The following is a 14750-nucleotide window of genomic DNA, read 5'->3' as shown; positions in this document are numbered from 1 at the left end:
ACACAACGCAAATACTGGCCGCGGCAACGGTCCCCCGGAACGCCCACATTCAAGGGATGCCGATGAGCAGGTTCGAGCGGCTGCCTGTGACCGTGCTGGCTGGCTTCCTCGGGGCCGGTAAGACGACGCTCCTCAGCCACGTCCTGAATAACCGTCAGGGCCTGCGGGTCGCCGTCATCGTCAACGATATGAGCGAAGTGAACATAGACGCCAGTCTCATTCGAGACGGCGGCTGCAACCTGTCGCATACGACGGAGACATTGATCGAGCTCAGCAACGGCTGCATATGCTGTACCCTGCGCAATGACCTCCTGACGGAAGTACGGCGACTGGCCGAAGAGCGGCGATACGACTATCTATTGATCGAAGGCACCGGCATTGCCGAGCCACGCCCCATTGCGGCAACCTTTTCGTTCCGTGACGAGAACGGCGTCTCGCTCGCCGATTTTGCCAGGCTCGATACAATGGTCACTGTGGTCGATGCTGCAAACTTGACAGCCGACTACAGCAGTGCCGATCTGCTTGCCGACCGCGGCCTGCAGCGCGACGGTGAGGATCGACGCACACTCATCGACCTGCTGGTGGATCAGATCGAGTTTGCCGATGTCGTCGTGATCAACAAGATCTCGGACGCAAATGAAGAAGTCCGCGCCGAAGTCAGCAAGATCATTACATCTCTCAACCCGGATGCCCTCCAGGTAGAGACGGATTTCGGCAGAATTTCTCTTTCGACCGTCCTCAATACGGGCCTCTTCGATGAAGCGAAGGCGGCTGCGCATCCCCTGTGGCACAAGGAATTGTACACCCCGAATGAGCATGTTCCGGAAACGGAGGAATACGGGGTCTCCAGCTTTGTCTATCGCACCAGGCGTCCCTTCGATCCCATGCGGTTTCGGGCATTTCTGGACGAGCCCTGGCCGGGGGTGCTGCGCGCCAAGGGCCATTTCTGGCTTGCCACGCGCCCGCGGCATGTGGGCCTGATGTCGGCTGCCGGGATCCAACGGCGCTGCGAACCCATGGGGCTCTGGTGGGCAGCCGTACCCCGGCAGGACTGGCCGAGCCATCAGCAGTTTCGTCAGCATCTTGAGAGCCGGTGGGACAGTGCTTGGGGCGACCGTCGGCAGGAATTGGTTTTTATCGGCGTGGGCATGGACGAGGCAGGTGTGCGGACCGCGCTGGACGGATGCCTCGCCAGCGCCGATCCGCGGGACTGGGCCGTCCTCGAAGATCCGTTTCCGGCCTGGTAGCACGGGGCTGGGCAGGACAACTCTCGAGTTGACCGGCTCGACCAGCCGCGTGGGCGAGACAATACGGACTCGGAATGCCTTTTCAACCAGTGCCAGGCACTGGCTTCGAGGTCCTGTCGGCCGGTATGCGGTGAGGGTCATCATATCGGCGTATGGGGGGTACCACCCGCATACCCCAGATTGCTGTCGTACGTTCTCTCGCGAAAGCTGTCAGGATGAAGTCTTCCAATGTCGGTCGACGGAATGGGGACGCCGCTGATGCGGAGAATTCATGTCAGTAATCGTGAGTACCTGAGTACATTTGGTGGAGCGTTGAGTATCTGTCGTGCGCCCTCTGCCTGGGGCGCAACCCTTGGATCCGCGACAGTCGTGTCTTCGACAAGTACTGATGGTTCCCCGAACTTTGCCAATCAGGGCAGCGCAACCGTCCAATCCTCCTTCACCGGCACGGTCACATCTTCCCTGATACCGTCAGGCACCATGCAATCGTCCCCTGCATCGTTGACGCCGGCGTCTGCGGCCGATGGCGGCGCGCAGGATACGTTCACCAAGACGGCGTCGGCTGCGACCGTCTTCGAGACACCTTCCTCGACGTCTGAGCGAACCGTGCTTGGCCCGGATCCGTTCGAGGAGGCCGCGACACTGCCCGCCGCTCCCGCACTGACGGGTGTTACCGACGATCCCGATACCGGCAGCGTCGAGACGGCGGCGCCGGTCAATTCTTCCAGCACTGTCGGCACGGCTTCGCTGCGCCTTCAGGCCTCGATTGCATCCATCTCGGTCGAGCCGAGCCAGGATGCTTCTGCCGAGACCGCGGCTCCTGCAGCACTGGCGGCACCGGCGGCTGTCGCTGCGGCCGCGGCGACGCCCAACAAGATCGCGCTCGAAAACCTGAAGCAGGGCAACCCCATCAGCGAATGGGGTCTGGAGGGCGACGGCAACGGCACCATCCAGGGCTTTGCCACCGAAATCAGCTCCAATATCGGTCAGACGGTCGATTTCAAGATCGCCACCGATTCCACCCATTATCGCATCGATATCTATCGCATGGGCTATTACGGCGGGGCGGGCGCGCGAAAGGTCGACTCGATCGAGAAATCGCTGACCACGGCGCAGATCCAGCCGCATCCGATCGTCGACATGTCGCTCGGCCTCATCGACTGCGGCAACTGGTCGGTTTCCGCCAGCTGGCAGATTCCGACCGACGCGGTCTCCGGCGTTTATTTCGCCAAACTAGTGCGCGAGGACGGCGTCGAAGACGCCAGTATCATTCCTTTCGTCGTGCGCGACGACGCCTCCACCAGCGACATCGTCTTCCAGACGTCCGATACGACATGGCAGGCCTATAATGCCTGGGGCGGGGCCAGCCTCTATTATGGCGAAGTGCCTGTCGATCCGGCCGATATGATCGGCTACCTGCCGCCGAACTGCAGCTGCGGCGTGACCGCCATCGGCCGCGCATCGGCCGTCAGCTATAACCGGCCGATCATCACCAATACGAGCCCGATCGGCGGCTCGCACGATTACATCTTCGGCGTCGAATCCTCCGCCATCTCATGGCTGGAGCAGAACGGCTATGATGTTTCTTATATATCCGGCGTCGATGCGACGCGCAGCGGCGCGCTGCTGCTCAACCACGATGCCTACCTCTCCGTCGGGCACGATGAATACTGGTCGGCTGAACAGCGCGTCAATGTCGAGGCGGCGCGCGATGCCGGCGTCAACCTCGCCTTCTGGAGCGGCAACGAGTGCTATTGGAAAATCCGCTGGGAAAGCAGCATCGACGGCAGCGGCCAGGCCTATCGCACCATGGTCTGCTACAAGGAGACCTGGGGCACGAGCACCGATCCGAGCAATGTCGGCACCGGCACCTGGCGCGATCCGCGCTATGCCGATCCGGGTCAGGAGCCGGAAAATTCGCTGACCGGCACGATGTTCCAGGTGGACAGCTACCGCCAGGACACGATCTCCATCCCCTACGACTATTCCAACCTGCGCTTCTGGCGCAACACCGACGTTTCCGAGTTGCAGGAAGGTGAGACCTATAATCTCGTGCAGAACCTGCTCGGCTATGAATGGGATTCGGATGTCGAGAACGGCTTCCGTCCGGCTGGACTGATCAACCTGTCGCTCTCCTCGGTCTCGGTGAGCACCTATCTGCGCGATTACGGCACGACGGTCGGTGATGCGGTGGCGACCCACAGCCTGACCATGTACCGGGCCGCAAGCGGCGCGCTGGTCTTCGGCGCCGGCACCGTTTTCTGGTCCTGGGGGCTGAGTGATAACCACCAGGGCCCGGCCACGTCAACCGATCGCAACGTGCAGCAGGCGATGGTCAACATGTTCGCGGACATGGGCATTCAGCCGACGACGCTGGATGCGAGCCTGATCCTGGCGACCCAATCGATCGACACGCTGAAGCCGACATCGTCGGTCACGTCGCCGATCGTCGGCGCAAGCTTCCTCGAAGGGCAGTATGTAACGATCACCGGCACGGCGCAAGATTTCGGCGGCGGCATCATTGCCGGCGTCGAGGTCTCCACCGATGGCGGCCAGCACTGGTTCAAGGCCACAGGCCGCGAGACCTGGAGTTATAACTGGGTCGTGCAGGCGAGCGGCACCTATACGATCATGTCGCGCGCCGTCGACGACAGCGTCAACATGGAGGCGCCCTCGGCCGGCAAGCAGGTCACCGTCACCCTGCCGGACACCCAGGGCCTTTGGACGCTGGCGGACAAGCCCGCTGTCGAAATGGCGATCGATCGCGAATCGGTCGAGCTCGGACTGCGCTTCCAGGCGACGGCGGCAGGCTATGTGGAAGGCATCCGCTTCTACAAAGGCTTCTACAATATCGGCGACCATGCCGTCAGCCTCTGGAGAGCCGACGGAACGCTGCTGGCAACAGGTGTCTCGGTCGGCGAGTCGCTCTCGGGCTGGCAAACGGTGATGTTCTCCAGTCCGATCCTGATTGCGGCCGGCACGACCTATGTGGCCTCCTATCACACCAACGGCTTCTATTCCGCCACCGAGAATTATTTCGGCAGCACCTATGCCAGCGGCGCGCTGAAGGTCGTCGATGGCGGCGGCGTCTACACCTATGGCGACAACGCCGGCATATTCCCCGGCCAGAATCCCGGCACCGGCACCAACTACTGGGTCGATGTGGTCTTCGATGCCGGCCCCAACAGTGCTCCGGTCGCCACCGACGATACAGGGCTGACGCTGACCCGTAACGACAGCGTGGTCATCTCGATCGCCTCGCTCCTCGGAAACGATACGGATCCCAACGGCGATGCGATGACGATTTCGGCCGTCGGCAATGGCGTCAACGGGACCGTCACGCTCAACAAGCAGAACGGCACCATCACCTTCACGCCGACCAGCAATTATACAGGCCCGGCAAGCTTTACCTATACGCTATCGGACGGGCGCGGCGGCACGGATCAGGGCAATGTCAGCCTGACCGTTGATCCGGGCCCCGCCGGGGAGACGCTGTTCAAGTCGAGCGAAGGACCGACGGGCGCAAGCTTCAACGAGGGCCAGTCGCTGGAGCTCGGCATGCGATTCGTCGCTTCGTCCAGCGGCATGGTAACCGGCATCCGCTTCTACAAGGCGTCCGGCGATACCGGCCCGCATACCGGCTCGCTGTGGACGGCCGACGGCACGCTGGTGGCGACCGTCACCTTCGCCGACAGCGGAGCGGTGAGCGGCTGGCAGACCGCGACGTTCTCGAACCCGGTGCATATCCTGGCCGGCACGACCTATGTCGCCTCCTACCACACGACCGGCTCTTATGTGGCGACGGCAAATTATTTCACGACCACCCATAGCAACGGCTCGCTGACGGCGCTTGCCGGCAGTAACGGCGTCTTTGCCGACGGCTCCGGTTTCCCGACCTCCAGCTACCAGTCGTCGAACTACTGGGTGGATGTCGTCTATAACCAGACGAGCAACGTGCTGCCGACCGCCGCCAATGACAATGGCTACACGACCTATTCCAGCACGGCGTTGTCGATTGCTGCCGCCAGCCTGCTTGCAAACGACACCGATGGCGATGGCGACGCGCTCAGCATCACCGGTGTCAATGGTGCGGTCCACGGAACGGTGAGCTTCAACAGCCAGACGAAAACCGTCATTTTCACGCCGACGGCGGGTTATACCGGTGCGGCAAGCTTCTCCTATACGGTTTCGGACGGGTTTGGCGGCACGGCGTCGGCCACGGTCAGCCTCACCGTCGACACGCCGCCGGCGGGGGGCGCGACGTCGAGCCTGTTCACCGGCGCCGACACGTCGGGGATTACCGCCGCCAATGACGCCAACTCGGTCGAACTCGGGGTCAAGTTCATTGCTTCTGCCAACGGCCAGATCACCGGGCTGACCTATTACAGAAGCGCCCAGGATGCCGGCACGCATGTCGGCTCGCTGTGGACGGCGAACGGCCAGCTTCTGGCCCAGGCGACCTTCATCAACGAGACGGCGAGCGGCTGGCAGACGGTTTCCTTCACCCAGCCGATCAATGTTTCGGCCGGCACCACCTATGTGGCGAGCTACCATTCGAACGGCTTCTATTCGGCAACAGCGAATTACTTCACGACGGATTATTCGAACGGTGCGCTGACGGCGCCGTCGAGTGCGACGAGTGGCGGCAACGGGCTTTATGCCTATGGCACGGGCAGTCTGTTTCCCACCGCTTCCTACAATGCGAGCAATTACTGGATCGACGTGCTCTATCGGCAGGGCAGCGGGCAGAATACGGTTCCGGTCGCTGCCAATGACAGCGGCTTCTCAACCACTACCGGCACGCCGATCACCATTCAGGCCTCGGTACTCCTGGCAAACGATAGCGACGGCAATGGCGATCCGCTTGTCGTTACCGGTGTCAGCGGCGCGGTCAACGGCACTGTTTCCTACGATGCCCAGGCCCAGACGGTGACATTTACGCCGACGGCAGGCTACTCAGGGCCGGCAAGCTTCAGCTATGCGATTTCGGACGGCAATGGCGGCACGGCCTCGGCGCAGGTTGCGCTCACCATCAGCAACGGGGCCGCCGGTCCGGAGCAGAACCTCTTTGCCGCCGATGCAACGCCTGCGATCGTCAACGCCAACGACAACCAGCAGATCAATCTCGGTATGAAATTCCAGGCCGATACCGCGGGCTGGATCACCGGCATCCGCTTCTACAAGGGGGCCGATAATACCGGCCCGCATAACGGCTATCTGTGGACGGCCTCCGGCACGCTGCTCGGCAGCGTCACCTTCAGCAACGAGACGGCAAGCGGCTGGCAGACCGCGCAACTGAGCCAGCAGATCGCGATCCAGGCGGATACGACCTACGTCGTTTCCTACTCGAGCAACGGCAATTACTCGGCGACCGGCAATTATTTTGCCAGCGATGTGACGAATGGGGACCTGAAGGCGCCCGGCGGCAATAACGGCGTCTATGCCTATGGATCAGGCGGGCTGTTCCCGACCGCCAGCTACAACAGCACCAACTACTACGTGGACGTGGCATTCAAACCGCAGCTCGCGGCGTAACGCCCACGCGGGAGCAAGACCAAGCATGCCGTAAAGAGTGAGAGTATCGATGATGCGTACAGATATCAGATTGCCGGTTACGGTTCTCGCCGGGTTTCTCGGCGCCGGAAAGACGACTGTCCTCAATCATGTCCTGAGCAATCGGGAGGGTCGTCGGGTTGCTGTCATCGTCAACGATATGAGCGAGGTCAACATCGATGCGGATCTCGTGCGCGAAGGCGGCGCGGATCTGTCGCGCACGGACGAGACGCTGGTAGAGCTTACCAACGGATGCATCTGCTGCACCCTGCGCGACGATCTCCTGAGCGAGGTGCGGCGATTGGCAGCCGCCGGCCGTTTCGACTATCTGCTGATCGAAGGCACCGGCATTGCCGAGCCGTTGCCGGTCGCCGCCACGTTCTCCTTCCGCGACGAAAGCGGGTCAGCCCTTTGCGACGTCGCCCGCCTTGACACGATGGTCTGCGTTGTCGATGCGATCAATCTGCTTGCCGATTACCAGAGTGCCGAGTTCCTTGCCGATCGCGGCGAACGGCGTGACGGGGACGATGAGCGCAAGCTCGTGGAACTGCTCGTCGAGCAGATCGAATTTTCCGACGTCGTCATCATCAACAAGGCAGGCGACGTACCATGCGCCGACCTTGCCGAGGTGCGCCGGGTCGTCGCGGCCCTTAATCCGGACGCAGAGGTGATCGAAGCAGTCTTCGGCCAGGTGCCGCTCGGCACGATCCTGAATACCGGTCTCTTCAGCGAGGCGAAGGCCGCCCGCCATCCGCTCTGGCACAAGGAACTCTTCGGTTGGGGCGACCATGTGCCGGAGACCGAGGAATACGGCATCAGAAGCTTCGTCTATCGCAGCCGCCGGCCGTTTGATCCCTCAAAGCTGCAGGGTTTCCTCGGCAGGAAATGGTCGGGCCTCATCCGTGCGAAGGGGCATTTCTGGCTCGCGACAAGGCCGGACGAGATCGGTCTGCTGTCGATAGCCGGCACCCAGTGCCGCATCGACACCAGGGGTTTCTGGTGGGCCTCGGTGCCGAGGGTGCAGTGGCCACGCTTTCCGCAGTTCCGCCAGCTCATCGACCGGCATTGGGACGAGGTCTGGGGCGACCGCCGCCAGGAACTCGTCTTCATCGGCGCCGGCTTCGACGAAGGAGCAATCAGGGCGGCGCTCGACGACTGCCTGACCGGTGAGGAGACGGGCTTCGACCCGCAGACTGCTATCGGGCTCCGGGACCCGTTTCCGGCCTGGCCGCACGGGCATGTACATGCACATTCAAACGGTTAGAGCGTCCCCATGGGCGCCCTAAGGTGAAGACGTTTTGATTATCAACCAGAGGAGAGAACAATGAGCAACGAACTCTACGCGGACGGCATCGGCGAAATCACCATTACCGGAACGATCGTGCGCATCGATCTGATGTCGCTTTCGGCTACCGATCGTGATGCCAACAACAATCCGAAACCGGTCTTCCGCCAGCGCATCATCATGCCTGTCGATGCCTTCGCCAATGCGGTCGATCTAATGCAGAAGGCGCTCGGTGGGTTGGTCGAAGCGGGTGCGGTGCGTCGCGTTGGCGATATGTCAGCTGCGGCGGCTGCCGATATTCAATCGGGGCCGGCCGGCGCTTCGAACGCTTCGCCGAACTTCAACTGACAAAACAGATATCGCCTCGGTTTCGTATTGGGTTTCGGGTGGGCCATGAGTGGTTTTCTGCATACCAACCTGCATTGTCTGGCGCTCGTCGCGCGTCATCACGGCGTCGATCTTGCTCCTGAGCGCCTGCAGCACGATTATGCCGTCGGCAACGATCCCGTTGCCGTGCGGCAGTTGCTGCGCATGGCCAAGGATGCCGGCCTCAGGGCCCGGCATCTGACACTCGACTGGCGATCGCTGTTTCAGCTCGGCGAGGCCTTTCCAGTGCTCGCGGAGCTGACGAACGGCAATTGGGTAGTGATCGCCGACGCTGTCGGGAGCGGTGAGGAGGAGAGAATTCGCGTTCTCGATCCGCTCGCCTCACGCGCCGAAGCGATGATGCTGAGTGAAGAGCAATTCGCCAAGGCCTGGCTCGGATCGGTGGTTCTGCTGAAACGCAATTATCGTATGTCCGATGAGGACCGGCCTTTCGGCTTCCGCTGGTTCGTGCCCGAGATCATCAGGCAGCGCAGCTTCTTCCGTGATGTCGCGCTGGCAGCCTTCGTCCTTTACGGCCTCGGATTGACGACTCCGATGTTCTTTCAGCTCGTCATCGACAAAGTGCTCGTCCATCAGAGCTATGCAACACTGACGGTTCTGACGGTCGGTATCGGCGTGGCGCTCATCTTCGATGCGACCTTCAGCTTCCTGCGCCGCTATCTGCTGCTCTACGCCACCAACAGGATCGACATCCGGGTGGCGACCCGCACCTTCGGCCATCTGCTCAATCTGCCGATCGCGCTCTTCGAACAGGCTTCGGCCGGCGTTCTCGTCAAGCATATGCAGCAGACGGGGCGTATCCGCGAATTCCTGACGGGCCGGCTGTTTCTGACGCTTCTCGACGGCGTGTCCCTCTTCGTCTTTGTGCCGATCCTGCTTCTCTACAGCGTCAAGCTGACGCTCGTGGTCCTCGGCTTCGCAGCGCTGGTCGGCCTGGTGGTGATGCTGTTGGTCGGGCCGTTCCAGCGCCGCCTGCAGGCGCTCTATCAGGCGGAAGGCGACCGTCAGGCCCTGTTGGTGGAAACCGTGCACGGCATGCGCACCGTCAAATCGCTGGCGCTGGAACCGCGCCAGCGCAAGGTGTGGGACGATTATTCGGCCCAGTCGATATCGGTGCGCTTCCGGGTCGAGAAGATTTCGACCATCGCCCAATCGATGACCGGCCTTTTGGAAAAGCTGATGAGCGTGGCGATCATCGGCCTCGGCGCGCTCGATGTCTTCAACGGCGCGATGACCATCGGCGCGCTTGTCGCCTTCAACATGCTCGCCGGCCGCGTCTCCGGCCCGCTGGTGCAGATCGTCACCATGGTGCATGAATATCAGGAAGTAGCGCTTTCCGTGCGCATGCTCGGCGAGATCATGAACCAGCGGCCGGAGCAGGCGGGCCGGGGGCGGGGTGTTCGCCCGCGCTTGCAGGGCCGCATCGAGTTCGACCGGGTCACCTTCCGCTACGCTGCCGACAGCGCGCCGGCGCTCGATAATGTCTCCTTCGCCATTCCGGCGGGCTCGGTCTTCGGCGTGGTCGGCAAGAGCGGCTCGGGCAAGACAACAATCACCCGGCTCATCCAGGGGCTCTATCAGAGCCAAGAAGGGCTGGTGCGCATGGATGGTTATGACAGCCGCGAGATCGACCTGGTGCACCTTCGAACCAGCATCGGCGTCGTGCTGCAGGACAATTTCCTGTTCCGCGGCTCGGTCCGCGATAATATCGCCGCCGCCAAGCCCGATGCCAGCATCGAGGAGATCATGGAAGTCGCCCGCATCGCCGGCGCCGAGGAGTTCATCGAGCGCCTGCCGCGCGGCTTCGACACGCTGCTGGAGGAAAACGCCGCCAACCTGTCGGGCGGCCAGAAACAGCGGCTGGCGATTGCCCGTGCGCTGATCACCGATCCGAAGCTGTTGATTTTCGATGAGGCGACGAGCGCGCTCGACCCTGACAGCGAGGCGATCATCCGCGACAATCTCAGCCGCATCGCCGCCGGCCGCACCGTCATCATCGTCTCGCACCGGCTTTCGACGCTCGTCAATGCCGATGCCATTCTCGTCGTCGAGCGTGGCAAGGTCGCCGATATCGGCCGGCACGATCAGCTTGTGTCGCGCTGCATGACCTATCGCCACCTTTGGTCCCAGCAGATGAGGCAGGTCGCATGAGCGCGCACGCGAGAAAACCCAACGAGAATCTGCCCGCCCCACTGGACCAAGGCCGCTCGGACGAGAAACCCTCAGGCAAGGGGAGGGAGCTCATCGCTCGCCCGCCGCTGCCGCCCGCAATTGCAGAATTCCAGTCCGATGCCGTCGAGCTCGAGGAAAGGGCGCCGCCGCGGGTCGCCCGTATGACGCTCTACTGCGTGACGGCGTTGATTGCTTCGGCGATCATCTGGGCTTCGGTCTCGTCGGTCGACGAGGTGGTGATCGCCCCCGGCAAGCTCGTCACCACCCAGCCGACCATCGTCGTTCAGCCGCTTGAAACCTCGATCATCCGCACGATCGAGGTCAAGGCCGGGGAGGTGGTGCATGCCGGCCAGACGCTGGCGACGCTCGACGCCACCTTCAGCCAGGCCGATGTCGGGCAGCTCAGGGCGAAGCTTGCCGCTCTTGACGCCCAGGTGAAGCGGCTCGAGGCCGAGCTTACCGGCAAGGACTATTCGGAGATCGCCGGCAACACGCCGGACGAGCAGTTGCAGCTGCAGCTGTTCGGCCAGCGGCGCGCCTTCTACATGGCCCAGCTGCAGAATTTCGAGCAGCAGATCGCCGGCCAGTCTTCCGTTCTAAAGGCAAACCGCAATCAGGAGGCCGTGCTGAACGACCGGCGCGACAACCTTTCGCAGATCGAGGCGACGCGAAAGAAGCTTTATGACACTGAAAGCGGCTCGCTGCTTACCATGCTCGGCTCGCGCGACGCGCGTCTCGATGTCGAGGCTGATATCACCGCCGTGCGCGGCAAGGCCGACGAGGCGGCTCACACCTATGCCAAGCTGCTCGCCGACCGCCAGGCTTTCATCGAGGATTTCCGCCGCGCTGCGATGGAGCAGCTGGTGGAGCTGCGCAGCCAGCGCGACATGGCGGGCGAAGAGCTGAAGAAACTGGAGTTGCGCCGCAACATGGTGGCGCTGACGGCACCGGCCGATGCCGTCGTGCTCGATCTGGCGCAACGTTCGGTCGGTTCGGTGGTGCGGGAGGCCGAACCGGTCGTCACGCTGGTGCCGATCAACGTACCGCTCGAAGCCGAAGTGTCGATCAACACGCGCGACATCGGCCGCGTGGCCGTCGGCAAGGAGGCACGCATCAAACTCGACGCCTATCCCTTCCAGAAGTATGGCACCGCCTCCGGCGAAGTGAGAACCATCAGCCAGGACACTTTTCTAACCGGCCAGCAAGAGCAAACAGCCACCCCCGGCCAGCCGGCCGCCCCCTTCTTCAAGGCGCGGATCCTGCTTGCCGATACCCGGCTGAATGCCGCAGATGTGCCGGTGCGGCTGCTTCCCGGCATGACCGTGTCGACGGAAATCAAGGTCGGCAACCGCACGGTGATTTCCTACTTCCTGTATCCGTTGCTGCGCGGACTCGATAACGCAATACGTGAACCATAGGCTGACGGATTGGTGGCTGAAAACACAGTTCCGAGTGAGCTTTGAGGCCAGATATCGCGTCTCATCGTCTGCGGTTTGGCCGCCTGCATGTTCGTGAAATCGGTCGCCGCTTGACGCTATACGCGCCTAACCTCACACTCGCTGTGTAGGTGAGTCGAACAGTACGGTTTTTCAGATGCGTTGCTCACCTCAGGAGCCGCGAGCCGGGGCTGATCACCAAGCCCGGTTGGTCGCAAAGAGAATCGAGGTCACTCGACTTCGAACTCGCACCCGCTCCTATTTTGTTTGTGAGGCCGCGCCGTGGACAAGGTGTTATCAGACGTCGATCCTCCTGGCGGCGGCCCACGTTCACACTGGAGTTTCCCATTGCGGAACGTCCCCCGCTGGCTGCTGTGGCCAGTGCTTTTGATCTGCATGTTGCTTGTAGCCGGGGTCGTCATTTTTTTCGGTGGAAGCGACCGCCTCGAAGGTCCGGCTGGGCCCATTGAAGATCGAGCTCTCAACAGGGCTGCCCCATCATCGGAAGTCGCCGCCCGCCGTGATGATGAGGTTGCGTCTTCTCTCCGGCCGATGTCGATATCGCCGCAGCTGATCGAGGTCCCGAAGCCGGAGCTGGCAGGTCAGTTTCTACGAATATGGCGCGTCTCGGGGTCGAACATTTGCGCGGCTCTTCGAGAGGCCGGCATCGAGATGAGCGAATGGAAAGCGGCATCGATGCGCAATCGCAATTATGAATGTTATTTTCAGCGCATCTATGAACGCGACGAGGCGCGTCCCCTCAGTTCCACCTTTCTCAAGGTTCGTGGAAATGAAATGGGCGATATTGTTGAGATCCGCGCCAGGATCATTGGGCCGACGACAGACGATGAGGGGCGTCTCGCCCCGGCTATTCTGCGCATGTTCGAGATCATTGTGAAGCAGGCGTGCTGGCGCGATTTCGAGGATAGTCTTACGCCGATCCAAAACCTTCGAAATGTCGAAGAAGAACGATTCGGCGCCTATCTCAGTTTCATGCGTGAAGCCGACGGTGGAAACAATTTTGATTTTGTTCTTGGTCTTAAGGCGACTTCAGCTTCGCAGGTGAGGACCAAGACGTATTTTTCGCCGGAGCGCTGGCTAACCGGAACCGATCGCCGCAACGTTTCGGGGCTCACGGACCGCTCGAGTACGTCCATGTCAGCCAATTGTGCAAATTGACTGCGTAGCCGGAGGGGTGACCTGCGGGAGTTGCCACGACCTTGCAGAGGAGGGCGCCACGAACGACGCTTTACAGGTCCTTACGGATAGAAAAAACGTAATTATAAGGCCTGCCGGAAGAGCTCTTCCGAACCTCCTCGGACGAGAGGGAACGCAATTTTCGATCTTTCAGGCAGTATACCGAATAACCAAACGGTGTGAGATAGTCGATCACACTCGCGACAGCATTGGGTCGATGTCGGTCTTCCGTCTCGATGAGCAGGTTGGGACGGTCCCGGCGCAATATCGCCTCCGCACCTTTGAGTACTTTTAGCTCGTGGCCTTCAACGTCGATCTTGATGAAGCCGACAGCGTCGAACTGATAGCTATCCAGGCGCCGGGTCGGAACGGAGATTTATTCGAAAAACCTTCGATCTCGTCCGGTAATGATGGCGCGTCGGGCTAAAAACCTAGTCGATCCTGAGGTCGTAACCACCGCAGACCGGGCAAGCTTCGTTTCCGACCATATTGGCCCAAAGAGAAGCCCGCCGTTCAATCGTCGAAATAAGGGCAGCCTCACATATATACAACATTATTGTATATGCTGTATATAACAGCAAATACAGCAAAGAAGGACGCCTATGCCCAGGTCAAGCGGTTCCTATTCTACCAGTGATCTCTCCCGGAAATCCGGCGACATCATCGCCGAGGCGCTTCGTCATCCGGTCACCATCACCCAGCGCAACAAGCCGCGCCTCGTCCTCCTCAACATCGAAGACTACGAGCGGCTGATGAAGCAATCCGACCGCCGATCCGCCGGCACCATCGGGACCATGTCGGATGAACTCTTCGCTGAATTCGAGAACGCCGTCGAGACCTATGCCGGCGAGGATGAGGCAGGTCGGTAGTGAGCTACGACCTGATCCAGACCGCAAGCGTCATACGCTATCCCTACCTGTGGGCGCGCGAGGCTGAGCGTGGAGAGACGGAAGGACGCAAGGAGCGACCGGTCACCGTGGGCGTGAGAATGCCGCGGCCGGACAGTGATCTGGTCCTGTTCTTTCCCATCACCACCAAACAGCCGGAGGCATCGCGCTTTGCCGTAGAGGTGCCTGCGATCGAAAAGCGCCGCGCCGGCCTTGATGCCGATCGCAGGCTTTGGATCATCTTCGATGAGTTCAACACCGACAGCGTCGGCAATTCATTCTATCTCGAGCCCGAACCGCCGACAGGCCGCTTCAGCAAAGCCTTCTTCCTGCCGTTGCTGCGCGAATTCATCAGACGCCGCAAGTCGGCCACGGAAGTCAGCCGGTTCCGCTGACGGCCACGGCAACGGCCGGCGCTGGTAGTTGAGGCTTTCGCATTTGGAAATTGAATGTACCCCCGTGTAGGTTCACGCCGAACTGCGACTTGCGCGTTGGACGCTAGCCGACACGTCGGATTTGCGCGAGTAGTTTCTTGCGAAAGACCTCCGCCGGGGTTCGGTAGCCCAAGCATTTCCGCGGTGTCGAG

General features: G+C 61.4%; 10 protein-coding genes. 9 read left to right on the top strand and 1 reads right to left on the bottom strand.

What is annotated here, in order from left to right:
* Nucleotides 1-62 precede the first annotated feature (62 nt).
* The 7 genes from A7X77_RS23060 to A7X77_RS23030 all read left to right on the top strand — a co-directional run bounded on the left by A7X77_RS23060 (nucleotide 63) and on the right by A7X77_RS23030 (nucleotide 13259).
* Entirely contained in the window at nucleotides 63-1247 is a 1185-nt protein-coding gene (locus A7X77_RS23060; RefSeq protein WP_064685336.1) for a GTP-binding protein, read from the top strand.
* Between the two features lie 243 nt (nucleotides 1248-1490).
* Complete coding sequence (locus A7X77_RS23055; RefSeq protein WP_064685335.1) at nucleotides 1491-6782, top strand: DUF4082 domain-containing protein; 5292 nt, start codon at nucleotides 1491-1493, stop codon at nucleotides 6780-6782.
* Nucleotides 6783-6831: 49 nt separating this feature from the next.
* On the top strand, nucleotides 6832-8064 hold the full coding sequence (locus A7X77_RS23050; protein WP_064685165.1) for a GTP-binding protein: 1233 nt from the start codon (nucleotides 6832-6834) through the stop codon (nucleotides 8062-8064).
* Nucleotides 8065-8124: 60 nt separating this feature from the next.
* A complete protein-coding gene (locus tag A7X77_RS23045; protein ID WP_040112893.1) occupies nucleotides 8125-8433 on the top strand; it encodes a hypothetical protein in 309 nt (102 codons plus the stop codon).
* A gap of 45 nt (nucleotides 8434-8478) precedes the next feature.
* Entirely contained in the window at nucleotides 8479-10623 is a 2145-nt protein-coding gene (locus A7X77_RS23040) for a peptidase domain-containing ABC transporter (RefSeq protein ID WP_040112894.1), read from the top strand.
* Nucleotides 10620-12062 (top strand): HlyD family type I secretion periplasmic adaptor subunit, encoded by a 1443-nt coding sequence (locus tag A7X77_RS23035; RefSeq protein WP_064685164.1) that lies wholly within the window; start codon nucleotides 10620-10622, stop codon nucleotides 12060-12062. Before A7X77_RS23040 ends, A7X77_RS23035 begins: the two co-directional genes overlap by 4 nt.
* A gap of 399 nt (nucleotides 12063-12461) precedes the next feature.
* Nucleotides 12462-13259 (top strand): DUF6030 family protein, encoded by a 798-nt coding sequence (locus A7X77_RS23030; RefSeq protein ID WP_064685163.1) that lies wholly within the window; start codon nucleotides 12462-12464, stop codon nucleotides 13257-13259.
* Nucleotides 13260-13329: 70 nt separating this feature from the next.
* Here the strand turns inward: A7X77_RS23030 and A7X77_RS32590 are convergent, their stop codons facing one another.
* Nucleotides 13330-13653, bottom strand: a complete 324-nt coding sequence (locus A7X77_RS32590) for an FkbM family methyltransferase (protein WP_280950352.1) — start codon at nucleotides 13651-13653, stop codon at nucleotides 13330-13332.
* Between the two features lie 226 nt (nucleotides 13654-13879).
* Between A7X77_RS32590 and A7X77_RS23020 the strand changes: the two genes are divergently transcribed.
* Both A7X77_RS23020 and A7X77_RS23015 read left to right on the top strand, forming a co-directional pair.
* Nucleotides 13880-14146, top strand: coding sequence for a type II toxin-antitoxin system prevent-host-death family antitoxin (locus A7X77_RS23020; protein WP_064685161.1), 267 nt, complete (start codon nucleotides 13880-13882; stop codon nucleotides 14144-14146).
* The gene (locus A7X77_RS23015; RefSeq protein WP_064685160.1) at nucleotides 14146-14559 is read left to right on the top strand and encodes a hypothetical protein; all 414 of its coding nucleotides are present in this window, start codon (nucleotides 14146-14148) and stop codon (nucleotides 14557-14559) included. Before A7X77_RS23020 ends, A7X77_RS23015 begins: the two co-directional genes overlap by 1 nt.
* Nucleotides 14560-14750: the final 191 nt, after the last annotated feature.

Source organism: Rhizobium bangladeshense (assembly GCF_001662075.1).
In the GTDB taxonomy this organism is placed as follows: domain Bacteria; phylum Pseudomonadota; class Alphaproteobacteria; order Rhizobiales; family Rhizobiaceae; genus Rhizobium; species Rhizobium bangladeshense_B.
Note: the sequence above shows the minus strand (reverse complement) of the source record. Positions and strands in the feature narration are given on the sequence as shown.

Bases quoted from the DNA above. Each gene is read 5' to 3' on its own strand.
- A7X77_RS23060 (WP_064685336.1), top strand. From the start codon at position 63: ATGAGCAGGTTCGAGCGGCTGCCTGTGACCGTGCTGGCTGGCTTCCTC.
- A7X77_RS23055 (WP_064685335.1), top strand. From the start codon at position 1,491: ATGGGGACGCCGCTGATGCGGAGAATTCATGTCAGTAATCGTGAGTAC.
- A7X77_RS23050 (WP_064685165.1), top strand. From the start codon at position 6,832: ATGATGCGTACAGATATCAGATTGCCGGTTACGGTTCTCGCCGGGTTT.
- A7X77_RS23045 (WP_040112893.1), top strand. From the start codon at position 8,125: ATGAGCAACGAACTCTACGCGGACGGCATCGGCGAAATCACCATTACC.
- A7X77_RS23040 (WP_040112894.1), top strand. From the start codon at position 8,479: ATGAGTGGTTTTCTGCATACCAACCTGCATTGTCTGGCGCTCGTCGCG.
- A7X77_RS23035 (WP_064685164.1), top strand. From the start codon at position 10,620: ATGAGCGCGCACGCGAGAAAACCCAACGAGAATCTGCCCGCCCCACTG.
- A7X77_RS23020 (WP_064685161.1), top strand. From the start codon at position 13,880: ATGCCCAGGTCAAGCGGTTCCTATTCTACCAGTGATCTCTCCCGGAAA.